Genomic DNA, 26,066 nt, shown 5'->3' with positions numbered 1-26,066 from the left:
ACTATAGGTTACCTGCTTAAGCGTAATAATCTATACCCGAATTTAAACTAGTTGCTTGATTTAAACCTAAATCGAGTTCTTCTGCCGAGAAATCATCCACATTTCCACCACTTGAACCGCCACTGTCTGCAAATCCTCCCTCACGGCGTTGTCCTTGGTCACCTTGAGAGACGTGACTGTCAGCGAGTTGCATGCCTTGTTCTTGTAATAATTCACGTAAACGAGGAATCGCTTGCTCAACCACATCGCGGGTCTGCGCCTGAGCAACATGGAATTGTACTTGCGTCTGCTCACCATGAACTTGTATTTTCACTATCATGTGTCCAAGTTCGGGTGGATCTAGGCGAATTTCCGCCTGTTGAATACCTTGGCTAACCATAGTAACAAGCTGCTGTTTCATCACAGGAGAAAAGCGCTGGATCATTTCCTGCATCTGATTTTGGTTTTCAACGCCTTGACGTAAGGAAAGATGAACCTGTGGTATCTCTTGGCGTTGAATTTGCTGGTTAGCTAAAGAGTGTTGTATCGATACCGCTTTAAAATCAGCAGGCTTAAATTCTGTAACAGATTCTTCATGGCCAGTATCGAGCGAAGATAAGGCGTTTTCTTGCCGCGAATCCAGTGTGACGGCTAACTTGGCATCTTTTAACAATAATCCTGCCGAAATTTCGGCGCGTGAAGGATTGTCGTCAATAGCATTAGGCTCAACCGAAACCGCACCTAAGGCATTAAGCTCTTTAGTCGTAGAGTTTAATATCACGGCATCAGCATCGGTAACTGACACATTAGCTGTATTGACTGACGGTGACTGTCCAACCGTTGGCGCAATCGTTTTATCAATTGATGGGAGCGACAGATTTATCGACTTATTGCTTAGTTCAGCCTCTTTCACCTCTAACTTGTTAGCTTCAGAGATAGATTCCCCTTCAATCGGTAAAATGGGGGGTTCTGGCGGTTTAACCCATTTTTCAGTTCGCATCTCTGCAAGCATTGATGCATCATCTATAAGCGTATCATCGGTCGAAGCGCCAGTCTTATCCACAGTTTCAGTATTCGCCGTTGCAATCAAACCTACAGTATTAATAGGGGGTGCCTGCCTAGGTGCAATATCTTGCAGAGAGGAGGCTATATTTTCTTGATCACCAGATATCTCATCTTGCTGAAATCCCAATGGTTGATTTTGTGGTAATTGTTGCAGATGTTCGACCACATTAGCTTGATCTAAAACTTGTTCACCTATTGTTTCATCTAATGAGTCATTCGTTAAGGTAGCTTCATGCGACTGTGCAAATTTCGCTAGATCATCTAAAAAAGTTGGCTTGATAGTCTCTTCCGTTGGTAAAGCGCCATCCTCTGTTGCAGGGGCTAAGATGCTAGCGGCATCTTCTGTCGTTAATTGAGCTTCAAGCGGCAAAGAGTCGCTAGGAGCGGCCGCTTTTTTCATCTCGTTTGCCATGCCTATTTGAGCAAAAATCAAGCTAATATCAGCTTCATCATCTGCACTAGTGTCATCAATATCTGTTTTCTGTTTTGTCGATTTGGCAGAAACATCTGGAGAAACATTGGTGTTAGTCGAGGATGAGCTAATAGATGTCACTGAAGCCAAAGCGGCAGAAAAGTCTTCACTATTAGCATCTTGCCCCAATATTTTACTTGAGCCAGCACTATTTTTCGCATTAGATACTAATAGGATATTGTTCATTTGTTGCATAAAAGCTCCTAAACATCCGCCCAGAGGAAAAAGAGCGTGGGCAAACGTCAATTTATACGGCTTTGGCTATATCTGGCATAAATCAAGCAAATAAAATGCCAACAAATGGATATTAAAAATTCGAGTATTATTGATTGTCGGATTGGTTAATTACTTCTTACGACGGAAAAATTGCTGCGAAGCAAATTCATCCGTCATTTTTTGCTCTTTTTTGAGCTCAATGACTTGGCGCTTTTTCTCTTTATTTTCTAACAGTAGTTCTACAGCCTTACGTTTTTTTTGTTTTTCTAGCCAGTGCTGCTGACGGTAGTGTTTCTGCTTTTCACCATCGGCTACGACACGATTTTGCTGAGCAATAGCCTCATCGATTTGCCGAATAAAACGATGGAATTGGTGGTAATGACTCGCACTAATGGCCTGCCCCTGCTGCGACTGCATCTGCTTCATATAATCCAAGCGATAGTTATTTAGCGCATCAAGCTGATTTTGGCGCTTTTGGCACTCAAGTTGTGCCGACTTTAGCAGCAGCGCAGCCTGTTCCTCGGCATCGAGGGCTAACTTTAATACGAGTAATAGGGGATCGGCATTCGCCATAACGGCCTCAATTATTTACATTGCGCAGCGAGTTGCCCGAGCAACATTTGACTATCAGCAAAGCTAAAGGCATCACGCATGGTTTGCCGCAGAAAAGCGTTCATTGCAGGTTGTAGACGTATCGCATTATCAATACGAGGATCGCTCCCTTGTGCATAAGCGCCAATCGAAATCAGATCCTTATTCTGCTGATAAAGGGAATAGGTTTGCTTGACGCGGCGCATGGCCTCAAGATGTTCATTGGAAATCACCATTGGTGCCACACGGCTAATAGAAGCCTCAATATCAATGGCAGGATAGTGCCCAGAATCAGCAAGCGATCGAGAAAGCACAATATGGCCATCGAGGATAGCCCGAGAAGCATCAGCAATTGGGTCCTGTTGATCATCACCCTCGGTCAGCACAGTATAAAATGCGGTGATAGACCCCTGTCCAGGACCGCCATTGCCCGCCCGTTCAACCAGACGCGGCAATTTAGCAAATACCGACGGTGGATAGCCTTTAGTGGCTGGAGGTTCACCGACAGCCAAGGCAATCTCACGCTGCGCTTGGGCGTAACGAGTCAGACTATCCATTAATAACAACACGTTATAACCTAAATCTCGAAAATACTCGGCGATACGAGTCGAGGTTTCACAGGCGCGAAGACGCATCAGCGGTGAAGTATCGGCGGGTGCCGCCACCACAACAGAACGCGCTCTGCCCTTTTCACCTAGGATCTCTTCAATAAATTCTTTGACTTCGCGGCCACGCTCCCCAACGAGCCCCACCACAATAATGTCTGCGGTCGTGCCCCGGGTCATCATACCTAACAGCACACTCTTACCCACACCCGAGCCCGCAAACAAGCCCATACGTTGTCCCTTGCCAACAGTTAGCATGGCATTGATGGCGCGTACGCCCACATCGAGTGGTTCAGTGATCGCACGGCGAGAAAGTGGGTTGATGGCGTTACTGTGTCTTGGTGCCTGCTGTTCAGTAGATAACGCGCCGAGGCCGTCTAACGGCACACCATTACCGTCGAGCACGCGCCCTAACAGGGATAAGCCCACATTCAGACCCGCCTGCTCTCCAAGGGGAACAACCCGCGCACCAGGTAACACGCCACGCAGCTCTTCAATTGGCATGAGATATAATAATTCATCATCAAAACCAACGACTTCGGCAATTAACTCTCCAGCCATGGTCTCAATAGAACACAAACTACCGACGGGTGCTCGACAGCCACTTGCCTCTAAGGTTAAGCCGACAACGCGCACTAATTGCCCACAGGCAACGGCGCGAAATGGGGGCACTTTATTGATGCAATGATTCAGTTTATTCAGCAGTTGATGGCGGCGATTGTGCATCTTGCTCTCCATCAGCTTGCGGTTGTGCTAACAGTTCATTATCGTCCAGTGTTGATTTAGGGGCGATTTTAGCGGCATTTTCGTCATCAAGAGCAGCTTGTCGCTGTTGTTGCTGTAACGCTAAGTGAGATTGCTGATTACGCAGCGATTCAAACACGGCATCAATCCGTGAGGAAAGGGTTAAATCCACCAACGAGCGTTGGCTACTGATAATACAATCCCCCACCGTTAAGCTAGGATCGGCCTCTAATTGCCACTGATTACGGTTCAATTGGGTACTGGAATATAAGGTTTCAACCAAGGCAACATCATCAGGATGCATACGAAGGTTGACGCTTTGTTCCTTAATCGGGAGAGATTCGACCCCTAAACGCAATGCGGACAGGATTTGCTCGGGATGAGTTTTGAGTTCATGACCAATCACAGATTTCGCCAGTGCCATAGTGAGCGTCATTAAAGAATGCTCAATGTCGCCATCGAGTAATTGCAGTGGTTTTTCAAATTGGCTTAACAGCTCCTCAAAGCGGCAAAGCAATGATTTAGCTTCAGCAAGACCTGCTTCTAAGCCCTGTTCATGCCCCTGCGAAAAGCCTTCTTTATGGCCTTGTTCAAGACCTTCTAGTCGACCTTGTTCTAGGCCCTCGCTATAGCCTTGCGTTTTACCCTCATCAAAACCTTCAGCTTCGGCTTGAGCACGAATATCTTCGATTTCTGCCATAGTCGGCGGCGAAATCGTTTCGATGACTGCCGCTTTGGGTACTTGTTGGGCGCTATAACCGAATAGATTAGAAATACTATCGTCTTCGGCTTCTGTCACATCGGGCAATTGCCAATGGCTAAACTCAAGCTCAGCGTCGCTGACCACCCTGTGGGACAATTTATTGTCGCTATTGTCGCTCCGATTAGAGGAACTCATCGCCACCACCGCCGCCTAACATGATCTCACCACTGTCACTTAACCGACGTGCAATTGACAGAATTTCTTTTTGGGCGATTTCCACTTCGCTGATCCGTATTGGGCCCATCGCCTCTAAATCGTCACGCAGCAACTCGGCTGCCCGTTTCGACATATTGCCTAAAATCTTATCTTTGAGCTGATCGTCTGCGCCCTTCAGCGCCTTCATTAATACATCCTGCTGCACTTCACGCAGTAAGGTTTGAATACCACGATCGTCCACATCGATAAGGTTTTCAAATACAAACATCAAGTCTTGGATCTGCTGCGCCATTTCCTCGTCGGTTTCGCGCATGGTTTCCATTAACTGACTTTCGACACCGGTATCGAGGTAGTTCATAATGTTGGCCGCCGCCTTTAGGCCGCCCATCTTCGCTGCTTGCGCGCCACCTTGGCCGGCGAATTGTTTCTCCATGATGTCGTTTAATTCTTGCAATGCTGCTGGTTGCAGTTCTTCAAGATTGGCGATACGCATCATTAAGTCTAAGCGGGTATTCTCAGGGAACTGGCCGAAAATTTCTGCGGCTTGATCTGGCTCTAAATACGATAAAACAATGGTTTGGATCTGTGGATGTTCGTTTTGGATGATAGTCGCGACTTGGCGCGCATCCATCCATTTGAGGGAATCCAAACCTTTGGCGCCGCTGCCCATGATAATTTGTTCAATCAAATTACCGGCTTTGTCTTCACCTAGAGCCGCCGTTAACGCCTTACGAACGAACTCTTCGCTGTTAAAGCCAATGGAAGAATACTTTTGAATATCATCGAGAAACAGCTTATGCACCCCGATGACTTTTTCCTGACCAAAGTCTTCCATGGCCGCCATTGCCATACCCACTTTTTGCACTTGTTTAGGTTCTAAGTGCTTTAAAATAGAGGCGGCATCGGCTTCACTCAAACTTAACAGTAAAATCGCCGTTTTTTCGATGCCACTGAGATCCTTAATATTGAAACTTGAGGTTTCAGCGGCGTCTTTTGATTTATTCTCAGCCATTGTCTTGTAACCAGTTTTTCACGACTTGGGTTGAAAGCTCGGGCTCATTGGCCACAAGCGCACGGATAGCTTTAATCATATCATCATCTTTATGCAGATTAGGGATAAGAATTGAGCCATCGTCGGCATAACTATACTCTGCTTCTTTGGTATTGAGCATCCCTAAGGTGTCAGCAGCATATTGATCCTCAATCTCGGCGAGCTCATTACCCAATCTTGCATCGTCTGGCATGTTAACGCTATCAGGATAGATTAAACGTTTGAGCATTGGGCGCACCACAGCAAGGATCAGCACTAAGATAACTAAGGCACCAATACCTAACTTTACTGCACGCCAGAACCAAGGCTGTTCCCAAAGCTCAGGCGCAGGTACATCTTCAACCAATTGATCCATAAAGGGAACAGTGACTACCTCTAAAACATCACCCCGCTGCGCGCTAAAGCCTACCGCGCCTTCTAATAAACGGCGGATATTCGTCAGCTCTTGTTCGGTACGGGCAACGCGTGCCACTTGGCCATTTTCACCCGCAGCGCCCGGTTTAAAGTCTACGGCTACAGACACACTGACGCGGCGCACTACGCCAATTTGCTGACGGGTATGGCTGATGGTGGTGTCTAATTCAAAATTACGAGTGGCTTCGCGGTGCGAGTTACCTGCGGTAACACTTTCGGTTGCTTTATCAGCCTCCTGAGGAATATTAGATTCCATCGGAGGTTGGTTCGATAATGCGCCAGGGATCCCCCCGCTCGAACCACCAGTAGAGTTATTCTCGACCGTCATTTCACTGCGTAGTGACGGTAAATCTGGATTAAACCGTTTGGCCGTTTGTTCAACGGCGGTGAAATCCATGCTCACGTCCACTTGGGAGGTGAAATTATCAGGCCCGAGAATAGGCGATAAAATCGAATCAATCTTGGTGCGGTATTCGGTTTCTTTTTGCTGTACCAACTCAAGCTCACGACGAGCTCTAGCAGAAACACCATCTTGGCTACCGGAGTTTAGTAAGCGACCATTAGAATCGGTTACCGTGACGCGTGAAGGCTCTAAGCCCTGAACCGCAGAAGCGACGATATCAACGATGGCATCAACTTCACCTTGGCCTAAGCCACCACGGCGAGTGTTAATTACAACTGTTGCACTTGGCTGAGAAGTATTACGGGCAAATACGTTTTCTTTGGGGAGTGCCAAAATCACTTTAGCGCGGCTTACGCTTTGTAACTGTTCAATCGCGCGGGCAAGGTTTTCTTCTTGGCTATGCTTGAGGCGAGCCTGTTCCATTCTTTGGCTCACACCAAAACCACTGTCTTGGGTAAGAAAGTCTTGGGTCGATGCAGCAGGACTATTAACCCCTGCACGGCTAAGCATCATTTTGACTTCTTGGTATTTATCTTCTGGCACTTTAACAACATCAACTTCGATCTGATATTTTATCTTGTTTTTATCAAGTACATCGAGTACTTGCACCATTTCCTGAGTTTCCATTTTACCCAATGGACGGTACTCAGGCTCCTGTGCCCAGATCATGACAAACACGGCTAACGCCAAACAAATGGCGAGGGCTAAAATCATGGTGATTTGACGCATCATATCGACGCCACCGAGACTCCCCAGCACGCCGGATTTATTTTCCTGTTGGACCCCTTGGTCCATTACGCCGGCATTCGATCCGACAATCATTTCTGTGCTCACGATTCGTACCTGCTAATTGCGTTATTCAAGGCCTAAACAGGCATGCTCATTATTTCTTTATAAGCTTCAACGAGCTTATTGCGCACTTGGACAGTGGCTTCAAAGGCAACACTGGCCTTTTCGCGGGCGATAACAGTATCAGACAAGCTCACGGTGGTATCACCCATTTCTAAGCGAGTCGAGAGGTTAGATGAGGTTGACTGCAAACCACTCACATTACCAATGGCTTGTGAAAGTAGCTGGCCGAAGTCAGCACCACTGGTGTTATTCACTTGCTGCACAATATTATTAGGTGAAATCCCAAAAGAAGGTTTGATTTCACCTTGAAGTGACTGCATTTCTTGCAGTAATGAATTCGCGCCAATTTGCATGTCGTGCTCCCCATCGTCGAGTTATTGACGATTAAACTCTCAAGATAACGAGGATATGCAAAACTACGGCCAAGTTTTTACTCAGCCGTGTTAAAAAGAATTGAGGGAGTCGTCAGATATGAAATTGCCAAAGGGTAACCAGTGGCAATGGTGCTAGAAAGGTTGCAAAACTCGACTTAGTTAGGCAATTGAATCCCCATATCGCGCATTCTGGCCATCTTGTATCTTAAGGTGCGTGCGCTGATCCCAAGTTTTTCGGCAACCAACTTACGGCTGCCTTGGCATTGCGCTAGGGTTTCGAGAATGATCACATGTTCCTGCGCCTTTAACTCTTCACCTAACCCCTCTGGCTCACTGCAATATTCAGCATCATCGGATGATAACGGCACATCTTGAGCATCAATAATAATGTCATTGGCAGTAATCACCGTACCTGATCGCAAAATCAAGGCTCGCTGCACAACGTTATCGAGCTCTCGCACATTACCTGGCCAGCGATGGCCAAGTAAACGGCGGCATGCGGCCTCATCAAATTCGGGTACGTCGATGATACTCAGTGCCTTTGCGTGTTTTGTGAGTAAATGCCGAGCTAAGGGTAAAATATCCGCAGGGCGTTGATTCAGTGCAGGCCACGTCAGTGGAAACACGTTAATACGATAATAGAGATCTTCCCGGAATTGCCCTGCGGCAACCACGGCTTTTAAATCACGATTTGAGGTTGCCAGCACTCTCACATCCAGCTTGATGGTTTTACGGCCGCCTAACCGCTCTACTTCACGCTCTTGCAATACGCGCAGCAGTTTGGCCTGTAACCCTAAATCCATCTCTGAAATTTCATCGAGTAATAAAGTTCCGCCCTGTGCTTGTTCGAATTTACCGGGGCATGCCTGATAAGCACCGGTAAAGGCGCCCTTTTCATAACCAAATAAGGTCGCCTCGAGCATATTCTCGGGGATGGCCGCACAGTTGATGGCCACAAATGCTTGGTCGGCACGGCTGCTATGTTGATGAATATAACGGGCTAATACTTCTTTACCCGAGCCGCTTGGCCCAAGGATCATCACAGAAGCATCGGATGCTGCCACCCGCTGTGCCAGAGACAAGAGCGCAAGACTCTTTTCATCGGCAACTACAGGTTGATCGCTATTTTGTTTGAGTGGTAAATAGCGGGAAACTTGATTGAGCAATACTTCTGGAGCAAAGGGTTTAGCCAAATAATCGACGGCGCCCAATTTAATTGCACTGACAGCACTACCAATGGTGGCATATGCCGTCATCAGCAACACTGGCAGCTTGGGGTGATGTTGCTGTAAGTAATTTAATAAGCCTAAGCCGCCAATGCCCTGCATCTGCACATCGCTGATCACTAAGTCAAACTGATGTTGCTTCAATGCGATAATGGCTTCCTCGCCGGAGGCCACATCGATGCAGTCGTATTGCGCCAACATTAAAGTATCGAGCAAAGCCTCACGCAGGGACGCATCGTCTTCGACTAAGAGTAATTTGGCTTCAGACATAGGGTTTCTCCAGCAGCAATACTGCAGCCGATTTCGCCTGCGGGAAGGTTAGCGACACAGTACAACCTTTATTAGGCATACAACTCAATTGGATTTGTCCGCCATGATTGCGAACCACTGACTGCACAACGGCTAAGCCTAAACCTGTCCCCTGAGCTTTAGTGGTAAAGAAAGGTTCCAGCACTTTTTGCTGCATTTTGGCATCCAATCCTTTGCCATTATCGATGACATTGAGATGTAACTGTTCATTGCTATCATTAGCAACGATTTGGATCTGCGTTGCCCCTGCTTCAAGACTGTTCATCACCAGATTATTCACGGCTGAACTGAGCGCGTTCACATTCGCCAGCATTAAACCGTTGGACGCATTGGTGACAGTCAATGCTGCGCCGCGCTGAGCCACAATCGGCTCACAGTTCGCAATGACAGTATTGATCACCTCATCAAGGTTAACTAACTCACCCAATTCATCCTGCCGCCCTTTGGCCATCAGCAGCATATCGTTAACTTGGCGTTCAAGCTCATTGAGTCTATCCACTAACTTCTGCTGAAATTTTGCCTTAGCAGATTCCGATAGTTTAGGACTGGCCAGATTCGCAGCATAGAGCAGTGCCGCCGACAGTGGCGTACGCACTTGATGCGCCAGCGTCGCGACCATTTTGCCGAGGGCTGACAGACGCTGCAGATGGGAAAGATTCTTTTGCAGTAGACGAGTTTCGGTTAGATCCGTCAGCACAATTAATTGGCCTGGTTCGGGCGTTAATGGGGTAATCGCAAATTTGACTCGGCGGCCATTGCGTAATGAGACTTCATGACCATCATCATCCTGTGGCGCAAACGCCGTATGGATCACATCAATCCAGCGGGCGCCACATAACGGCTGCTCCAGCAATTCCACGGCAACAGGGTTTGCATCAGTAACAATACCGTCACCGTTCAAAATCACCACGCCAGAGGGCATAGCCTGTAAAATATGCTCCATCCGATTGGACATATTGGCGGCCTCACGCAGTTGGTTCCATTGTTTGCTAGTGTGCTTGAATGTTTCAAGTTGCGCTAGTGGATGGGCTGACATAGTCACTCCGTCAAAAAATTGCTTCTGACGGAGTGTTTGCAGATTCTATGCCAAATTAAGAAATGAATTTAGATAGGTAAAACAATAAGATAAACAACGTGAATATGACTATTCTTTCGTCATTCCGTACTTACGCATTTTTTCAACCAAAGTAGTACGACGAATACCGAGCATTTCTGCTGCGCGCGCAACGACGTTATCCTGCTGCTCTAACGCTTGACGGATCATGTCGATTTCAAGCTCAGCCAGCAGATCCTTAAGGTTGACCCCTTCTGGCGGTAATTCACTCGGGAAACGGGTTTCAGGGATTTCAACCGGCTCTTCACTGGTGAAGATAGATGCCAGCGCATCACGTTCTTGCTGCTCTTCACTGAGTTCGACACTATACTCAGGCACATCAATATGACGATACTTTATCGGTAAGTCGTTCACATCGACCAAACCGCCCGGATATAAAATCGTTAGGCGTTCAACAAGGTTAGATAATTCCCGGACGTTACCCGACCAAGCGTGTTCTTTTAACGATTCAATCGCACGTTGGGTAAAGCGAACTTTGCCACGTCCTTCGTTATAGACTCGGCTTACCAACTCTTGCAACAGCAGAGGAACGTCATCCTTGCGGTCGCTTAGCGCAGGCATCTCAATCGGGAAAACGTTGAGGCGGTAATAAAGATCTTCACGGAACTCATTGCTGCTGATCATGCTCTCTAGATCCCTATGGGTAGCCGCGACGACTCGAACATCGACGTTAATTGTCTTAGTTCCACCCACTCGTTCAAAAACTCGCTCTTGCAACACACGTAGCAATTTAACTTGCATCTGTAAGGGCATATCACCAATTTCATCAAGAAACAGTGTGCCACCTTCGGCAAGTTCGAAACGGCCCTTACGAGAACTAATTGCCCCAGTAAAAGAGCCCTTTTCATGGCCAAATAATTCACTCTCCAATAACTCAGGCGGAATCGCGCCACAGTTAACCGGAATAAAAGGACCATCTCGGCGCTCAGATAAATAATGAATGTTCCGAGCAACCACTTCCTTACCCGTCCCCGACTGACCCAGGACTAATACAGTGGCATCAGAGGTGGCGACTTGGCTAATCAAGTGACGCACATTGGCAATGCCTTCACTACGACCCACTAAGCTACGAAACAGTTTGGTTTGATTTGCACTGGTTGGGACTTGTGGACGTTTGACTTGCCCATAAACCTGACAAAAATGCAGGAGTTCAGTTAGTTGTGGGTAGTTTAGTGGCTCTTCAATCTGACCCAGCACATTCGACACTTGCAGATCATCTACATTGCCAAATAACAAAATGGGTTGCCATGGGTACTGACTCGCAAGTGACTTGAGTGCATCAGCAGGCATATTATCAGCACTGACCACTAAAGCGCGGAACCGGGTATCTTGCAGACAAATACTTAACTTTTCGATGGCGACGATTTCAATCTGCTCACCCAAAAATTCAAAAATGCAACACAGGCGACTTAAGCGCTCTGATGGGGTTCCGACAAGTAAAATTCGTTGATCTGTTTGCATCATTCAGTAGGCCGTAAAGCGCTAATTAGGTATCAATTCGCATTAATTATTTATGATTAGTTGCTGTAAAAGCTTAACAAATTCAATGTAACAATCTGTGCCACCATCACTACTGTGATGAATATTGTATTATCAGCAGTCGAGAAGCAAGCCTCGAATGCCGATTCTGCCAAACTGAATTGATTTTAGTTCATTTAAGCTATGATTCTAGCTAAAAAGGTCAATTAATTGACACAAGACAAAAAAGACGCACTTTAGGGTGCGTCTTTTTCATTACTTAAAAGTAGGGTTAACGAGCTTCTTCAGTATGGGAAGAGATATTGTGTTTATCTATAGGGATGGCATCCCACCCTTCTTTGATGGTTCGTAAAATATCGCACACATCATCTATTGCTTTCACATCATTATTCAAGTTAGCTTCTGAAATTTTGCGCAGCATGAAATCATAGAGCTCGCTTAAATTCTTTGCTATTTGCCCACCGGCATCCATGTTCAAACTATTACTTAAACCAGTAATAATACCGATAGCTTTATTAATATAAATACCTTTATTGGCCAAATCATTTTGCTCAATAGCGTAACGGCTTTGTGCCAAACGTTGCAGCGCTCCAGCAAACATTAACTGAATGATTCGATGCGGTGAAGCTACAGTGATCTCACTTTCTAACGAAACCTTACGATATGATTGCAGCGATCCTCTCATAAATACCTACCTGTTTGAATCTATTGTCTCGTAAACACTAATCTGGCGCTTATTCTTACTGCCCGCATGTAATAATGCTTGCCTGTCCGCCATGATGTGATTTGCCTTAATAGTGAACTCTTTAGTGAGGTCAAGCTGACACTGAAGATAATCAGCGTCCGTCATGCTAGCATCAGCCACTAATACATTGAGTAAAAGTTGACGCTCTCCAACGAGTACCTGCAAATTTGACACCAACTCGTCAGTTTGAGGATATTCTGCGGGGATGCGAGTTAACTGATTCAATGTGTCGCTGAGCGTTATATTAAGTTCATTAAGTTCATTAAGTTGTTTCACTAGACGTTTCCTTACTTACTAACTCTTTTTAACTACTCCAGGAAGCGAGTTTAAACTAGCAAGTAAACCACTACTCTGCTGGTTAAGTTGTCCTACGACAAGATCCATTGCATTAAACTGTTTTGTTAAACGGGCAGTTAACTGGTCCATTTTAAGAGTAAAAGCTTCTCTTTGTTCTGCTAACCTACTTTGCTGATTAGTATAACTTGTCTCTCTATCTGCAATCACGCCTCGGGATTTAACATAGCTTTCAGAAACATCGTAAAACCGATTAGCTAAGCCTTTTTCTGGTGTAGCAAAGAGAGCTTCAACACTAGACATATCCTCAGAAAGCACTTTATCAAGCTTAGTATCATCAATAGATAACTTACCATATCTATCTGTTGTGATACCTATATCATACAAAGCTATAGAACCACCATCTTCGGTAGGCACTCGTTCGCTCGCAATACTACGGAGTTGTGATTCAATCGAACGGATCATCGAGTCGCCCTGCAATGCCGCTGCAGTATTTGTATCTTGATCGTAGGATGACAGCTTATCGACCGTTGTAACTAAGCTATTGTAGGCATCAACAAATGCCTTAACGTTTGTTTTAACTGCATCGTTATCTTGTTCTATTTTGAGTGAAGTGGTTTTAGTAAGATCAGCATCTGTTAACTGTAAAGTCACACCTGTAATCGCATTCTTAACTTCATTAGTTTGCGAGGTGACTTTTTGATTATCAATGTAGAGGACAGCATTTTTTGCATCTTGAAGCGTTGTGGTATTCATTGCATCAAACATATTGCTAAGGCCAGAGCCTGTGGTATCTGTAGCCGTGATGCTGATTTGGTTATCTTCGCCAGATTTATCGGAACTAAAAACTAATCGACTTCCGGCGTCACTGGTTATAACGGTGGCAGTGACACCGACATTATCGGGTGCTTCATTGACTTTTTTCGCTATCGCATCAAGAGAATCCGTTGCCGATACGTCCACGGAAAAATTATTACCATTGACCCCAAAAGCTAGACTCCCCTCACCGACACCTAATGCAGGATCAGTTACATTCGTTCCAGCAATTTTATGATTGACAGCGAGCTGTTCAACTTTAATAGCATAACTACCTGTTTGAGCTGTTTTATCAGCAGTTGCAGTTAAATATGTACTATTACTAACGGATATTTTGCGTTGATTTAAAGCCTCACCGGTTTGTAATTTTTTTACGGCATCCTGAAATGTCGTCAGTGCGCTTTTTAAGGTTCCCATAGCAGAAACCTCAGCTTTAATGCTATCTTCTTGTGCTTTAAACATTGCTTCTTTAGGAGTTTTTTCAGCATCCACTAATACTTTTACAATGTTAGCAACATCTAAACCCGAACCCATACCTGTCGCTGTTAATGCCATAAATACCTCTCTCTCATCAACGGATAAATCACAATGTGAGACTTAAGCCTCTGTTTTCATCAACAGACCTGTCACTTCTGACAGTTTTTCCGCTAATTTCAGCGCTTCCTCGCTCGGCATCTGTCTTATGACATCGCCAGTATCTCTATCCAAGACTGTCACTACCGCTTGCCCTGAGTTTTCATCAACTTTAAATGCAAGCCCTTTACGCATCATAGACATCATATCAGAAAGCTCAGATACCACTTGAGTTAACTTTCCGGGATTTTGTTCATTCTCTGCCGCACTTTGCTCTGTAGACTGTTCAACCGCAGATACGGCAGCATCGCGTTTTAATTCAACATCCGCCGTAGGTGTTTTCAGTGGTACTTGAGCCAAATCAACACGGTTTGAAGCCGCCATTGATGTGCTTGCTATATTAATATCCATAGCGATACCTCACCATCTTAAGCATTTGTCTTTAACTGCCTAACAAACACTATAACTTTAATGACCATTTATGTGGCAAAGGGAGATCCGTCGCCGAACCTCCCTTAGAGCCTTATACTTCAGTATGTTATTAAAGTAGTGATAAGGCCACTTGAGGTAATTGGTTAGCTTGTGCCAACATCGCAGAACCCGTTTGTTGTAACACTTGGTTCTTGGTCATTTGCGATGTTTCTTTCGCAAAGTCAACGTCTACAATACGGCTCTTCGCATCAGCAACGTTAGCTTGCGTATTAGCACTATTGCTGATGTTGTAAGCTAAACGGTTTTGTATAGCACCTAATTTTGCCCTTTGGTTATCAATTGACTTAATTGCTGCATCAATATTTGTTAGTGAAGTACTTCTCTGGGCTGCAGTAGAAACCTTAACATCCGAAGCCTGTACATTTAGAGCACTTGCAGTCACTTTAGACACAGAAACCGCTATATCCTCTTTATTCTGGTGTCCCACTTGGAATGTCTTACCAGTAGCAAATGAACCATCCAGTAACTTAGTGTTACCAAATGCTGTTGTATTAGCAATAGCAGTAATCTCAGTTGCAAGCGCGTCCAGCTCTGATTTTATCGCATCAAGATCGGATGTAGAATTTGAACCGTTTTCAGACTGAATAGTCAGATCACGCATACGTTGCAACATATTAGTTTGTTCTTGCATCGCACCTTCAGCAATTTGGGCAATTGAGATTGCATCGTTTGCGTTACGCATGCCTACGTCCAAACCACGGACTTGGCTATTTAAACGGTTAGAAATGGCTAAACCAGCCGCATCGTCCTTTGCACCGTTAATACGCAGACCACTGGATAAACGTTCCATGGAGGTGGCCAAGCCGCTTGCTGAAGTATTTAGGTTTTTCTGTGCTTTCAAAGATGTAACGTTTGTGTTTACTGTAATGGCCATGATTGTTTCCTCTTTATACCTGGCTTTATCTAAACTTGCCTGTCTGCTTAAGCCAGGCGGGTCTTAGTGGTTACAGTATATTTAACGGCCATCTTTTTTTTATCTTTAGTATTATTTTTAAAAAATTTTTATGTTTATAAAAAAATCTTTTTTTTCATAAAGATAAAGCTTTTCAATTAAAAACTTTGCCTACTTTTCTAATCGTAGCTAGAAAAAGTAGGCAAAAGTACTCTACAAAAGATACGCTAACTTAAGCTTAGCCCAACAATGACAACGCCACTTGTGGTAATTGGTTTGCTTGAGCGAGCATCGCAGACCCAGTCTGTTGCAGTACTTGGTTCTTAGTCATAACTGACGTTTCTTTCGCAAAGTCAACATCCACAATACGGCTCTTCGCATCGGCAACGTTAGCTTGAGTATTAGCACTATTACTAATGTTATAAGCTAACCTATTCTGAATCGCACCCAAGTTTGATCTTTGCTTATCAATGGCTTTAATTGCTGCATCAATATTTGTTAGTGAAGTACTTCTCTGGGCTGCAGTAGAAACCTTAACATCCGAAGCCTGCACCTTTAGAGCACTTGCAGTCACTTTAGACACAGAAACCGTAATATCCTCTTTATTCTGGTGCCCCACTTGGAATGTCTTACCAGTAGAAAATGAACCATCCAGTAATTTAGTGTTACCAAATGCTGTAGAGTTTGCAATTGCTGAGATTTCAGAGGCTAATGCATCAATTTCTGATTTAATTGCATCAATATCAGAAGTTGAGTTCGCACCATTTTCTGCTTGTACGGTCAAGTCACGCATACGCTGTAACATGTTAGTTTGCTCTTGCATTGCACCTTCAGCAATTTGGGCAATAGAAATTGCATCGTTTGCGTTACGCATACCGACTTCCAAGCCACGAACCTGGCTGTTTAAACGGTTTGAAATTGCTAAACCCGCAGCGTCATCTTTCGCACTGTTAATACGCAGACCGCTCGATAGACGTTCCATAGAGGTTGCTAAACCACTACTGGAGGTATTTAAATTTTTCTGTGCCTTCATCGAAGTCACGTTGGTATTAACTGTAATAGCCATGTTGAGTTCCTCTTCCTAGTTATACTGCCAAGGCTTGGAGCTTGGCTAAATTTTTAACAATTTATCTTACAGATGGATAGGTCTTTGCTTTCTGTTAAATAAAGTCAAACAGGGAAACAGAACCCACCTTACTAAACACGCTAGAGACTGCGTTCAATGCAAGCTGCTGCTTTGCAAATTCCGTAATCGCTGACGCGTAATCAAGATCCTCAAGTAGAGAAAGAGCAGATGTATTCAACACTTGTTCCTCGATGTGAGTATCTTTGTAGCTTTCAACGGCTTTCAGATTATTCCCCGCCACACTTCTGGCAGAACTGATCTGATTGACGCCACTATCGATGTCATTCAATATCTGTGCCAACTGAGATCGACCTTGAGGTGTGTTAGCTGAATTAGGATCTTCAATTAATGCGATCGCACGACTGATTGTATCGAAAATGCTGACTTCAGACTGTGGCTCCATGGTGAAACTATCGCCAGCGCTGGGTTTTCCAGAAATGTTGACTTCAATACCATTAAAACTTACAGGGGTTGCCGCATCAAAATTAGCAATGTTCGCCACTGGATTATTGGCTGAATCAAGTACTTGTAAATTGGTTCCACCAGAACCATTATCTGAAAAATTAAATGTATATGTATCAGCTAGATAAGTTGCTGGATCAGCAATCTTCGCCGTTTTAACACTAAACTCGCCCTGCTGGCTGGCCAAATAATTGACACTATAATCGCCAAGTCCATTGGGGGCTTTCATAAAAGCGGTGTCGCCAGGGACATTAGTTCCTAGTGCAACGCCAGACTGCACTAAACTATTTCGAATGCCAGAATCACCGCTATAAACTATTTTGGGTGGTGTAGAGTTATCGAAAGCAAAAGGCTCTTTATCAGTGCTGTAGCCAGAAAACATATAATTGCCAGATTCATCCTTACTATTGGCAATAGATAAGAGTTCTTCTAAGCTGCCTTTCATTTCATCGGCAATCATTTGCCGCTCAGAATCCGCGAGAGTGCCGTTTACCGCTCGCATAACTTGTTCACGTATGGAAGATGCCAGATTTTCGGCACTCCCCAACTTACTTTCAGTTACTGCTAATCGATTAGTCGCGTAGTCAATATTCTTCATAAATTGATCGACTAAGGCATTGCGTTGATTCAGGTTATCGATACCTAGCGCCGCGACAGGATCATCACCTGCAGTATTGACTTTTTTGCCACTACTGAGCTGTTCGAGGATCTTGCTAGTTGCCGTTTGCTTTTGCAGTACACTCGTAATGCTTTGATTAAAGATCTGCGCGGATGATAGTCGCATGATTAAATCTCCTAACGCACTGAAGTTAATAGGGTGTCAAAAATTTGTTGTGCCGTAGTCATGATACGGGCTGAGGCTTGATAAGCTTGTTGAAAACGCATTAAATTGGCGGCTTCTTCATCTAAGTTGACGCCCGATTCGCTTTCTACTCTGGCATAGGCTTGTTGGTAAATAGCCTCTGCAGACCCTACACGCACTTCGGCCGCTTTTGTCTTACTGCCTATGTCAATTTTTGTATTTTCAAATACATCCGCTAAGGTTGACTTCCCCCCATTCATCACTTTACTTTCACTCAATTTGGCCATAGCAACGGCGTTAGAGTTGTCGCCTTCAGCAAAGGCTAGGTTAAAGGTAAATCTGTCATTACTGGCGGCTGCGGTACTATCAACTTCAAAGGTAAAACCAAAGGCACTTATACTTGGGGGAGTATAAGGAGCGGCAGCGCCAAGGGAGGTTCCGGAGGCATCAAATGCTTCATAGGTTGGAGGTATCGCGGTGGTATCGAGCTGGATCGTCAATTCACTGCCAGTAATAGGAAAATTGGCTGCACTGCGATTCGTAATTTGCGTCAACTTAACTTGGGTATTACCTGAGTTCGCTGCATCAGCGGTTATTTTAGGCGAAGCGGCGGCAATGCCTTTTGGATCCGTCATTTCAACGGTAATGCCGTTAGCGGCGCCCGCAGTAGGGCGAATAACAAAGCGATCACCTGAAGCCATCGCCCCAGCTTTAATATCGATTGAAAATCCAGCACCGCCTTCTAACTTAGTGCCGTTTAAAGTAAGCGGCGTTATCGCGCCGGTTTGCGTATCTCTAAGTTGATAGGTCGACGGCGCCGTAAACGACAGCTCATATGAGCCACCCGTTAAGGTACTGGTATCATCAATATTGACGCCTAAGGTCGCGTTACCTGTATTACCAGAAAGACCAGCAACACGGCCTAAGGACATTAGAGGATCGTTAATATCTTTGAACATATTTGCGCCAACTTGACCATTAAGATCAAATCCTTGCGCTTGCAGTTTATTAAAGCTGTCTGCAACCCCTAAGGCCAATTGATCAAGCTCTAAGCTCGCAGGCATCAAGGTTTGGTCACGGTATTCAAACAATGCCCCCAACTGCCCTCCTAACTTGCTAGGATCGGCTTTTACGCTTTGTGAGCCAACGGTCGATACCAATTGCAATTCGTAGGGGAAGGGATCGCCCGTCGTCGTGCTCATCGACATCGCCACTTCCCCCGAAACCAACATGATAGAACCGCCTAACATGATGCTCTTTGCCCCATTATCCAAGGGGATCACATTCACCTGCGCATACTGACTTAACTCTTGCACAAGCGCGTCTTGCTTATCTAATAAAATCGGATCTTGATTAGGCGATTTCATCAACTCAAGATTGAGATTAGCAAGTTCAGTGCTGATCTCATTAATGCGCTTAGTCATCCCAGTGATTTGATCATTGGTTTGATTTAGCTGCCCGTTCAAGGTTGACTGCATTTGATTCAAGCTATTTGCCAGTTGTTTGGCATCATTTAAGGTTGAGCTACGAATACCTAAATCAGCAGGTAAGTCTGCCAAGCTATTTAAGCCTGCAAACAAATCGTTCAAGCTCTGTGGTATCACTTTACCAATTTGGGAGAAAATTTGGTCCAGCTCACTAAGCTTGCCATAGCTAGCCTCAGCCGCACTCAGGGTCGTTTGGCCAATACGCAGTTCGCGCGAGGCATAGTCATTATAAATACGTTTTACATCAGACACATATGTCCCAGTACCGTAAAAACCATTTCCAAGACGTTGAGAATCTAAGGTGGTTTGGGTTGCCACTTGTCGGTGATAACCCGCGGTATTGGCGTTAGCAATGTTATTACTGGTCACCCCTAGTTGCGACTGAGAAGCGAGCACCCCTGTACGGGCAATGTTTAATAGATCGATAGCCATTAGCCGATACTCCTCAACATTAATGTCTTATGAAGAATGATCATTTGTCTTCTCCTTGCAGTATCGATTTCAGCTCTTCACTGATGGACTGCATGACTTTAATCACTTTTTCAGCATATTTTGGATCGGTAGCGTAACCCGCATCCTGCAATGCACGGATAAACTGAGTCGGTGACGCTGCCACTTTCTTGGCATCTTGATAGCGCTCACCGTCAGCAATAAAGGAAACAAAATCGTTAAAACTATGCTCAAAATCGTTGTAAACCCGGAAATCGGCTTTTTGTCTAACGGCAATACCCTGCTCAAACTCCAAGGTACTCACGTTAGCCTTATCACCCAACCAACGACGATCCGCTTTAATATTGAATAAGTTATGGCTAGGAGTGCCGTTATTTCCGCGAACAATTTTTTGCCCCCAACCAGTCTCGAGAGCCGATTGAGCCAATAACACTTCGGGTTTAGTGCCAAGGGCTTTAGCGGCTTTTTCGGCATGGGGATATAACGTCGCTAAAAATTCTTCACGGCTACCAAACTTAAGCGTCTTTTGCGTTTCTCTAAATGCCACTGTCGGCAATATTTGGCCGCTGATAACAGGTTCTATCGGTGATAAGGGTTGCTCAGACCAGGTAGGCTTAGGTGTATCTATCGCCAACAAGCGTTCAGGTCGGTCAATGTCTAAGGAAGAAGTGACACCATCGGCCTTTTCAAATTCAACATTTGGACGCGCTATCGATGCAGGTACACCTTGTGCGGCTTGTTCTGAAGTGTTGCTATTTATAGCTTCAGCAGTCGATGGGGCTTGAACAGGAATATTAAAGGCTTTAGCGTCATGTTCTAGTTTCATGCCACCATCATTACGTAGCACCGATGCAGGTGTTAGCTGGCTTGACTCAGGATACAACTGCTGCACCATCATGTCAGCCAGCCCCAGCACACCTTTATCCGATAAGTCGACGGATAATTGCTGATCCCGCATCTGCTCATAAAATTTGGTGTATTGACTATTGAGGGGACTGTCAGACTCAAACACCGCATTAGCATCACGCATGCTCTTCATCAGCATTTGCACAAAAACGCCTTCAAATTGCTGGGCAACTTTTTTCAAAGCGCCCTTTTCATCTTTCTGAGCCTGGGCGCGCAGGTTATCGAGCCCGCCCAGATCAAGAAAATGTGATGAACTTGAAAGCTTTTCCATGATTTTCCCGACAGAAATTAGATGATGATAAGTTCACCATGCAAAGCTCCTGCCACTTTTAACGCTTCCAGAATGGCAAGGACATCAGAAGGGGCTGCACCGACCAAATTCACGGCGCGCACTAATTCATCTAAGGTCGTGCCGGGATTAAACATAAACATCCGACGATCACTTTCAGTCGCATTTATCGTGCTATTGCTGGTCACTGTTGTTTGGCCATTGGCTAGCGCATTTGGCTGAGACACCTGAGTCGCTTCGGCGATCGTCACAGTCAAACCACCATGAGTCACAGCCGCAGGTAATAACTTGACGTTCTGCCCAACGACTATCGTGCCAGTACGCGAATTCACAATCACTTTGGCAGACTCCTCAGCAGGTTCCACCTCAATATTTTCGAGCGTAGCTAAAAAAGACACCCGTTGTGATACATCCCTTGGTGCACTGACCTGAATCGACGTTGCATCCAATGGGCGTGCCATATCAGGGCCGAGCAGATCATTAATCGCATCGGCCATACGCTGCGCGGTCGAAAAATCCGAGCGACGTAGGTTAAACGTCAAATAATCGCCAGTAGAAAACGGCGTAGCCACAGTGCGTTCAACAATTGCGCCGTTAGGAATACGGCCAACCGTTGGCGTGTTTTGAATCACTTTCGAACCATCCAAACCATCGGCACTAAAACCACTTACCACTAAGCTGCCTTGGGCAATCGCATATACATTGCCATCAACCCCTTTGAGGAAGGTTTGCAATAACGTCCCACCACGTAAGCTTTTTGCTTCACCGAGGCTTGAAACGGTCACATCCAATTCTTGGCCCGGTTTAATAAACGCTGGCATATCGGCATGCACAGCAACCACGGCTACGTTTTTGATTTTGGGTCTAAAATTTTCAGGCAAATTGATGCCGAAATTTTTAAGCATGGTGGTGAATGTTTGCTCTGTGTAATTGGTTTTCTCACCCGTACCAGGTAACCCCACGACTAAGCCATAACCAATTAACTGGTTATTTCGTACCCCTTGCACATTAGCAATATCTTTAATGCGTTCAGCCTGGCTTGGCATCGAAAACGCTAACATAACAACGGCCAAAATGAGTTTATATTTCATGATATGACTCCTTAGAAGGGCCACCAATCGCTCATAAAGAACTGGCTTAACCAGCCCACTTTTTGCGCTTCGGCGAAAGTACCAGTACCGCTATATTGAATACGCGCATTGGCCATACGGGTTGAATCAATGGTGTTATCTGGCTTGATATCCTGCGAGCGTACAATACCGGTCACGCGAATAAACTCATCACCATTGTTGATTGAAATCCACTTTTCACCGCGCACAACTAAGTTACCGTTATTGAGCACTTGCATAATATTGGCGGAGATACTGCCATCTAAGCTATTGCTTTGATCTGCATCGGATTCACGCTTAGTATTCATGCTGTCTTTGTAGCGTAAATCGAGGGGAATACCGCCTAAAGACACATTGCTCCCACCGGCATAAATGGGATCGAGTGTCATATCAGAACCTTTTTTGATCTGATTACCGGCACTCTTTTTCGCCTGAGTCGCTTCTTTCAACACGATAGTGATAATGTCACCGACTTTATGGGCACGAATATCCGAGTAAAGACTCGCCGCTTGGCTATCTTGGTAAATCGACCCCGTTGCAGCAATTTTAGTCGGTGGTGCTTCGGGATAAACTGGGGCATAGAAGGGATCATCCGCAATCGGCTTCTTTGGAGTTGAACTACATGCCGCCAGCAAGAGCGTACTAGCCAATAGTAGATATCTAGCCATGATCATGTGCCTCTATAGATTCTGATTCACATAAGCCAGCATCTGATCGACCGCCGAAATCACTTTGGAGTTCATCTCGTAGATCCGCTGACTTTCAATGAGGTTAACTAGCTCTTCGGTCACGTTCACGTTAGAGGTTTCTAACGCACCTTGACGAATCGCTCCCATACCATCAAGTGATGCAGTGCCTTGAATAGGCGTACCACTCGCACCAGTTTCGGTGTATAGGTTTTGTCCCATAGGATCTAAACCCGACGGGTTAATAAAGTCGGTCATACTGAGCTGCCCAACGACTTGGTTTTCCGCCGCACCTGGTGTTTTTACCGAGACTTCCCCTTCAGCAGAGACAGTAATACTGGTTGCATCCTCAGGAATAGTGATCGCAGGTTGCAACACATAACCCGAACCCGGTGTGACAATTTGCCCAGTATCATCTAAGGTAAATTGACCATTACGGGTATAAGCCGTAGTCCCATCGGGGAGCTGCACTTCGAAAAATCCTGGGCCTTCAATCATCAAATCGAGCGAGTTATCCGTGGTCAGCATATTGCCTTGGGTAAACATTTTTTGGGTGGCTACCACCTTGGTACCCGCACCAATGTTCAAACCGTTTGGCAACTTAGTGTTAGAGGCGCTGATCCCACCCGCTTGGTTAACAGTTTGATAAAGTAAGTCCTCAAATACCGCGCGGCTTTTTTTATAGCCCACAGTGCTGGCGTTAGCGACGTTGTTTGAAATCACCGCAATATCGGTTTGCTGTGCGTCTAAGCCAGTTTTACTAATCCATAACGCTGGATGCATAATTTATCTCCTAACTAATCCGCATTAATGAGGATGAAGCGCGGTCATTTTCTTCCGCGGTTTTCATCATCTTCACTTGCAATTCAAATTGTCGCTGTAGGTCGATTAAGGACACCATCTCATCCACGGGGTTGACGTTACTGCCCTCTACAGCACCACTTTCAACAAATACACTAGGATCGGCAGGCGCCGGATCACCGGATACCAAACGGAACAACCCATCCTCGCCGCGCATCATTTGTGCATTGCCAGGGTTTACTAACTTTAATCTTCCTACCTCTTCGACGACTTCTGTCGTCGCACCTTGAGGACGAACAGAGATAATCCCATCCTGTGAAATAGTGACCTTTTCAATTGGCAGCGGTAACACAATCGGTCCGGCATCACCCATCACGGGATTACCACGGTCGTTATGCAATAAACCTGTTGAGTCAAAACTGAGACTGCCAGAACGGGTATAAGCTTCACTACCATCCTGTGCTTGCACGGCAAACCAACCGTCACCTTTAATGGCAACGTCAAGATCGCGTCCAGTAGATTTAATCGGGCCCGAACGAAAATTGGCGGAGGGGGTTTCAACCATGGCAAAGACCCTTGTCGGCAATCCTTCACCAAAGGCTTGCATCGATCTGGCTTGCGCCATATCCGACTTAAATCCATCGGTATTTGCGTTGGCTAAGTTGTTGGCACGCAACGCCAACTCATTCATATTTTGCTTAGCGCCGCTCATGGAGATATAAAGGAATTTGTCCACAGACTGCTCCGTCAAAGTTTCAACCTGACAATAGCAAAGCAAGCATCATGCCAATAAAATAAGCAGCTAGTTAACTGATAAATTAGGAGATTTTAATAAACGAATGAATGCACAACAGAAAGAGGCTAAGTGTTGCCGCTTGCGGCAACACTTAGCAGAGGCAAGATTAACTTAACGAATTTGCAGAACAGTTTGTTGCAGAGTGTTATTCACTTCCAGCGTACGTGAGTTGGCTTGGAAGTTACGTTGTGCCGAAATCAAATCCACCAGCTCAGTCGTCAAGTCAATGTTAGATTGCTCTAACGCTGAAGAACTGAGACTACCAAACGTACCACTGTTAGGCTCACCAGCCAGCGCAGGACCTGACGATAAACTGGCTTTCCACGAGGTATTACCCACTTGTGTCAAACCTTGCTCGTTTGCAAAGCGAACTAAAGCAACGCGGGCTAATGGCACTGTTGAACCATTGGAATAACTGGCAGTGATCAAACCATCTTCACCAATTTCGACATTGGTTAAACGCCCTACTGTGGTACCGTCCTGTGACAATTCAGTGGCGGCAAAAGGAGCTGAATATTGGGTTGGTGCATTAAATTTAATAGTCACGGCTTGAGTGCCATCAGCACCAGGGCCTAACACACCAGCGCCGCCAACCCCTAGCGCTTCGGTGGCAACGACTGCCGGATCACTCCCAGTATACACATCGACAGAATTAAACTTCAGAACCGATCCCTTCCAGCCGCCAGCCGTTTGAGCTGTGCCAGAGGCATCGGGAGTGCCATCACCATTGGTGTCAGTCTGATATGTACCAGCAGGGCCAGAAATATCAACTTGTTTACCATCAATGGCATAGTATGCAACCCAGTTGTTTTCACCATTATATGAGCCATTATTTGGCTTGACGAAATAGGTCGTCATGATATGTGGCTCACCCAGAGAGTCATAAATCGTCATGGATGTCACACTGTTATAGGTTTTGGAGTCTAAGGGATCAAAAGCAGCAGGATCGAGTGAACCTTCTTTTGCATTTAAATTCATCTGCAAAGTCACGTTTTCAGTTTGAACAGGGCTACCTGCAGTATCAGGAATTTGTACTGGCTTAGCTGTCGTTAAACTGACAGAGGTAGAGTTACCATCTTTATCTACTGGAAAGGTCTGCAAAAAATTCCCTGCTGAGTCAACCATATAATTATTTTTGTCGACTTTGAAAGCACCTGCCCGAGTAAACTGATGATCCAAGGTACCTATCTCGGACGCAGTTACAAAAAAGCCACCGCCTTTAATCGCTAAATCTAACGAGTTATTCGTCAGTTGCAAACTACCTTGGTGGAATTGCTGCGCCACTTGGCTCGTAGCCACACCGCCACCCACAGCGGTTTTTGAGTTTGAGAAAATTGAATTAGCGTAAACATCCGCAAATTCAGCACGCGACTCTTTAAAGCCAATGGTGTTAGCATTCGCGATATTGTTCGCAGTAGTATTCAAATCTTTCTGCGCAGCAGAAATGCCACTCAATGCAATGTTAAACGACATAATTCACCTCTACATTTGCTCAATTCAATGATGGACAAGTGTGATGTCCATTTA

Annotated in this window: 24 protein-coding genes; all 24 read right to left on the bottom strand. The window is 45.4% G+C overall.

Annotated elements, in window-relative coordinates; genetic code table 11:
- Positions 1-16: 16 nt before the first annotated feature.
- Positions 17-1,711 carry a flagellar hook-length control protein FliK gene (locus FJD32_RS07055; RefSeq protein ID WP_140907829.1) on the bottom strand — a complete coding sequence of 565 codons (1,695 nt, stop codon included), beginning with the start codon at positions 1,709-1,711 and terminating at the stop codon, positions 17-19.
- Positions 1,712-1,861: 150 nt separating this feature from the next.
- A complete protein-coding gene (gene fliJ / locus FJD32_RS07050) occupies positions 1,862-2,305 on the bottom strand; it encodes a flagellar export protein FliJ (RefSeq protein ID WP_047539527.1) in 444 nt (147 codons plus the stop codon).
- 11 nt (positions 2,306-2,316) lie between these two features.
- On the bottom strand, positions 2,317-3,654 hold the full coding sequence (gene fliI / locus FJD32_RS07045) for a flagellar protein export ATPase FliI (protein ID WP_140907828.1): 1,338 nt from the start codon (positions 3,652-3,654) through the stop codon (positions 2,317-2,319).
- Positions 3,623-4,570 (bottom strand): flagellar assembly protein FliH, encoded by a 948-nt coding sequence (gene fliH / locus FJD32_RS07040; RefSeq protein WP_069453230.1) that lies wholly within the window; start codon positions 4,568-4,570, stop codon positions 3,623-3,625. The genes fliI and fliH overlap by 32 nt, the downstream gene beginning before the upstream one ends.
- Entirely contained in the window at positions 4,557-5,603 is a 1,047-nt protein-coding gene (gene fliG / locus FJD32_RS07035) for a flagellar motor switch protein FliG (protein WP_205403033.1), read from the bottom strand. The genes fliH and fliG overlap by 14 nt, the downstream gene beginning before the upstream one ends.
- On the bottom strand, positions 5,596-7,281 hold the full coding sequence (fliF, locus tag FJD32_RS07030) for a flagellar basal-body MS-ring/collar protein FliF (protein ID WP_037420337.1): 1,686 nt from the start codon (positions 7,279-7,281) through the stop codon (positions 5,596-5,598). The genes fliG and fliF overlap by 8 nt, the downstream gene beginning before the upstream one ends.
- A 44-nt stretch (positions 7,282-7,325) precedes the next feature.
- Positions 7,326-7,664, bottom strand: a complete 339-nt coding sequence (fliE, locus tag FJD32_RS07025; RefSeq protein WP_011716415.1) for a flagellar hook-basal body complex protein FliE — start codon at positions 7,662-7,664, stop codon at positions 7,326-7,328.
- 176 nt (positions 7,665-7,840) lie between these two features.
- Positions 7,841-9,181 carry a sigma-54 dependent transcriptional regulator gene (locus tag FJD32_RS07020; protein ID WP_037420334.1) on the bottom strand — a complete coding sequence of 447 codons (1,341 nt, stop codon included), beginning with the start codon at positions 9,179-9,181 and terminating at the stop codon, positions 7,841-7,843.
- On the bottom strand, positions 9,174-10,256 hold the full coding sequence (locus FJD32_RS07015) for an ATP-binding protein (protein ID WP_140907827.1): 1,083 nt from the start codon (positions 10,254-10,256) through the stop codon (positions 9,174-9,176). Before FJD32_RS07015 ends, FJD32_RS07020 begins: the two co-directional genes overlap by 8 nt.
- Positions 10,257-10,364: 108 nt before the next feature.
- Positions 10,365-11,798, bottom strand: coding sequence for a sigma-54 dependent transcriptional regulator (locus tag FJD32_RS07010; protein ID WP_140907826.1), 1,434 nt, complete (start codon positions 11,796-11,798; stop codon positions 10,365-10,367).
- Between the two features lie 286 nt (positions 11,799-12,084).
- On the bottom strand, positions 12,085-12,498 hold the full coding sequence (gene fliS / locus FJD32_RS07005) for a flagellar export chaperone FliS (RefSeq protein WP_126512816.1): 414 nt from the start codon (positions 12,496-12,498) through the stop codon (positions 12,085-12,087).
- A 6-nt stretch (positions 12,499-12,504) separates the two neighbouring features.
- The gene (locus tag FJD32_RS07000) at positions 12,505-12,834 is read right to left on the bottom strand and encodes a hypothetical protein (RefSeq protein ID WP_011716410.1); all 330 of its coding nucleotides are present in this window, start codon (positions 12,832-12,834) and stop codon (positions 12,505-12,507) included.
- 18 nt (positions 12,835-12,852) lie between these two features.
- Positions 12,853-14,223 (bottom strand): flagellar filament capping protein FliD, encoded by a 1,371-nt coding sequence (gene fliD, locus FJD32_RS06995; RefSeq protein WP_140907825.1) that lies wholly within the window; start codon positions 14,221-14,223, stop codon positions 12,853-12,855.
- 42 nt (positions 14,224-14,265) lie between these two features.
- Entirely contained in the window at positions 14,266-14,652 is a 387-nt protein-coding gene (locus FJD32_RS06990) for a flagellar protein FlaG (protein ID WP_140907824.1), read from the bottom strand.
- A gap of 130 nt (positions 14,653-14,782) precedes the next feature.
- Entirely contained in the window at positions 14,783-15,607 is an 825-nt protein-coding gene (locus FJD32_RS06985; RefSeq protein WP_140907823.1) for a flagellin, read from the bottom strand.
- 256 nt (positions 15,608-15,863) lie between these two features.
- On the bottom strand, positions 15,864-16,691 hold the full coding sequence (locus FJD32_RS06980; protein ID WP_086903734.1) for a flagellin: 828 nt from the start codon (positions 16,689-16,691) through the stop codon (positions 15,864-15,866).
- Between the two features lie 94 nt (positions 16,692-16,785).
- Positions 16,786-17,997 carry a flagellar hook-associated protein FlgL gene (gene flgL / locus FJD32_RS06975; RefSeq protein WP_069453238.1) on the bottom strand — a complete coding sequence of 404 codons (1,212 nt, stop codon included), beginning with the start codon at positions 17,995-17,997 and terminating at the stop codon, positions 16,786-16,788.
- Positions 17,998-18,008: 11 nt separating this feature from the next.
- Complete coding sequence (flgK, locus tag FJD32_RS06970) at positions 18,009-19,934, bottom strand: flagellar hook-associated protein FlgK (protein ID WP_140907822.1); 1,926 nt, start codon at positions 19,932-19,934, stop codon at positions 18,009-18,011.
- Between the two features lie 40 nt (positions 19,935-19,974).
- The gene (gene flgJ, locus FJD32_RS06965) at positions 19,975-21,129 is read right to left on the bottom strand and encodes a flagellar assembly peptidoglycan hydrolase FlgJ (protein ID WP_140907821.1); all 1,155 of its coding nucleotides are present in this window, start codon (positions 21,127-21,129) and stop codon (positions 19,975-19,977) included.
- A 17-nt stretch (positions 21,130-21,146) separates the two neighbouring features.
- A complete protein-coding gene (locus tag FJD32_RS06960) occupies positions 21,147-22,238 on the bottom strand; it encodes a flagellar basal body P-ring protein FlgI (RefSeq protein ID WP_055647450.1) in 1,092 nt (363 codons plus the stop codon).
- Positions 22,239-22,249: 11 nt separating this feature from the next.
- Entirely contained in the window at positions 22,250-22,924 is a 675-nt protein-coding gene (flgH, locus tag FJD32_RS06955) for a flagellar basal body L-ring protein FlgH (protein WP_011716401.1), read from the bottom strand.
- 12 nt (positions 22,925-22,936) lie between these two features.
- The gene (gene flgG, locus FJD32_RS06950; protein ID WP_011716400.1) at positions 22,937-23,725 is read right to left on the bottom strand and encodes a flagellar basal-body rod protein FlgG; all 789 of its coding nucleotides are present in this window, start codon (positions 23,723-23,725) and stop codon (positions 22,937-22,939) included.
- Positions 23,726-23,735: 10 nt separating this feature from the next.
- Complete coding sequence (gene flgF / locus FJD32_RS06945; protein ID WP_011716399.1) at positions 23,736-24,479, bottom strand: flagellar basal-body rod protein FlgF; 744 nt, start codon at positions 24,477-24,479, stop codon at positions 23,736-23,738.
- Positions 24,480-24,650: 171 nt separating this feature from the next.
- On the bottom strand, positions 24,651-26,012 hold the full coding sequence (flgE, locus tag FJD32_RS06940) for a flagellar hook protein FlgE (protein ID WP_205403032.1): 1,362 nt from the start codon (positions 26,010-26,012) through the stop codon (positions 24,651-24,653).
- Positions 26,013-26,066: the final 54 nt, after the last annotated feature.

It is taken from the genome of Shewanella sp. LC6, assembly GCF_006385735.2.
Lineage (GTDB): Bacteria > Pseudomonadota > Gammaproteobacteria > Enterobacterales > Shewanellaceae > Shewanella > Shewanella xiamenensis.
This window is presented reverse-complemented; position numbering and strand designations above follow the sequence as displayed.

Bases quoted from the DNA above. Each gene is read 5' to 3' on its own strand.
- FJD32_RS07055 (WP_140907829.1), bottom strand. From the start codon at position 1,711: ATGCAACAAATGAACAATATCCTATTAGTATCTAATGCGAAAAATAGT.
- fliJ (WP_047539527.1), bottom strand. From the start codon at position 2,305: ATGGCGAATGCCGATCCCCTATTACTCGTATTAAAGTTAGCCCTCGAT.
- fliI (WP_140907828.1), bottom strand. From the start codon at position 3,654: ATGCACAATCGCCGCCATCAACTGCTGAATAAACTGAATCATTGCATC.
- fliH (WP_069453230.1), bottom strand. From the start codon at position 4,570: ATGAGTTCCTCTAATCGGAGCGACAATAGCGACAATAAATTGTCCCAC.
- fliG (WP_205403033.1), bottom strand. From the start codon at position 5,603: ATGGCTGAGAATAAATCAAAAGACGCCGCTGAAACCTCAAGTTTCAAT.
- fliF (WP_037420337.1), bottom strand. From the start codon at position 7,281: ATGATTGTCGGATCGAATGCCGGCGTAATGGACCAAGGGGTCCAACAG.
- fliE (WP_011716415.1), bottom strand. From the start codon at position 7,664: ATGCAAATTGGCGCGAATTCATTACTGCAAGAAATGCAGTCACTTCAA.
- FJD32_RS07020 (WP_037420334.1), bottom strand. From the start codon at position 9,181: ATGTCTGAAGCCAAATTACTCTTAGTCGAAGACGATGCGTCCCTGCGT.
- FJD32_RS07015 (WP_140907827.1), bottom strand. From the start codon at position 10,256: ATGTCAGCCCATCCACTAGCGCAACTTGAAACATTCAAGCACACTAGC.
- FJD32_RS07010 (WP_140907826.1), bottom strand. From the start codon at position 11,798: ATGATGCAAACAGATCAACGAATTTTACTTGTCGGAACCCCATCAGAG.
- fliS (WP_126512816.1), bottom strand. From the start codon at position 12,498: ATGAGAGGATCGCTGCAATCATATCGTAAGGTTTCGTTAGAAAGTGAG.
- fliD (WP_140907825.1), bottom strand. From the start codon at position 14,223: ATGGCATTAACAGCGACAGGTATGGGTTCGGGTTTAGATGTTGCTAAC.
- FJD32_RS06990 (WP_140907824.1), bottom strand. From the start codon at position 14,652: ATGGATATTAATATAGCAAGCACATCAATGGCGGCTTCAAACCGTGTT.
- FJD32_RS06985 (WP_140907823.1), bottom strand. From the start codon at position 15,607: ATGGCCATTACAGTAAACACAAACGTTACATCTTTGAAAGCACAGAAA.
- FJD32_RS06980 (WP_086903734.1), bottom strand. From the start codon at position 16,691: ATGGCTATTACAGTTAATACCAACGTGACTTCGATGAAGGCACAGAAA.
- flgL (WP_069453238.1), bottom strand. From the start codon at position 17,997: ATGCGACTATCATCCGCGCAGATCTTTAATCAAAGCATTACGAGTGTA.
- flgK (WP_140907822.1), bottom strand. From the start codon at position 19,934: ATGGCTATCGATCTATTAAACATTGCCCGTACAGGGGTGCTCGCTTCT.
- flgJ (WP_140907821.1), bottom strand. From the start codon at position 21,129: ATGGAAAAGCTTTCAAGTTCATCACATTTTCTTGATCTGGGCGGGCTC.
- FJD32_RS06960 (WP_055647450.1), bottom strand. From the start codon at position 22,238: ATGAAATATAAACTCATTTTGGCCGTTGTTATGTTAGCGTTTTCGATG.
- flgH (WP_011716401.1), bottom strand. From the start codon at position 22,924: ATGGCTAGATATCTACTATTGGCTAGTACGCTCTTGCTGGCGGCATGT.
- flgG (WP_011716400.1), bottom strand. From the start codon at position 23,725: ATGCATCCAGCGTTATGGATTAGTAAAACTGGCTTAGACGCACAGCAA.
- flgE (WP_205403032.1), bottom strand. From the start codon at position 26,012: ATGTCGTTTAACATTGCATTGAGTGGCATTTCTGCTGCGCAGAAAGAT.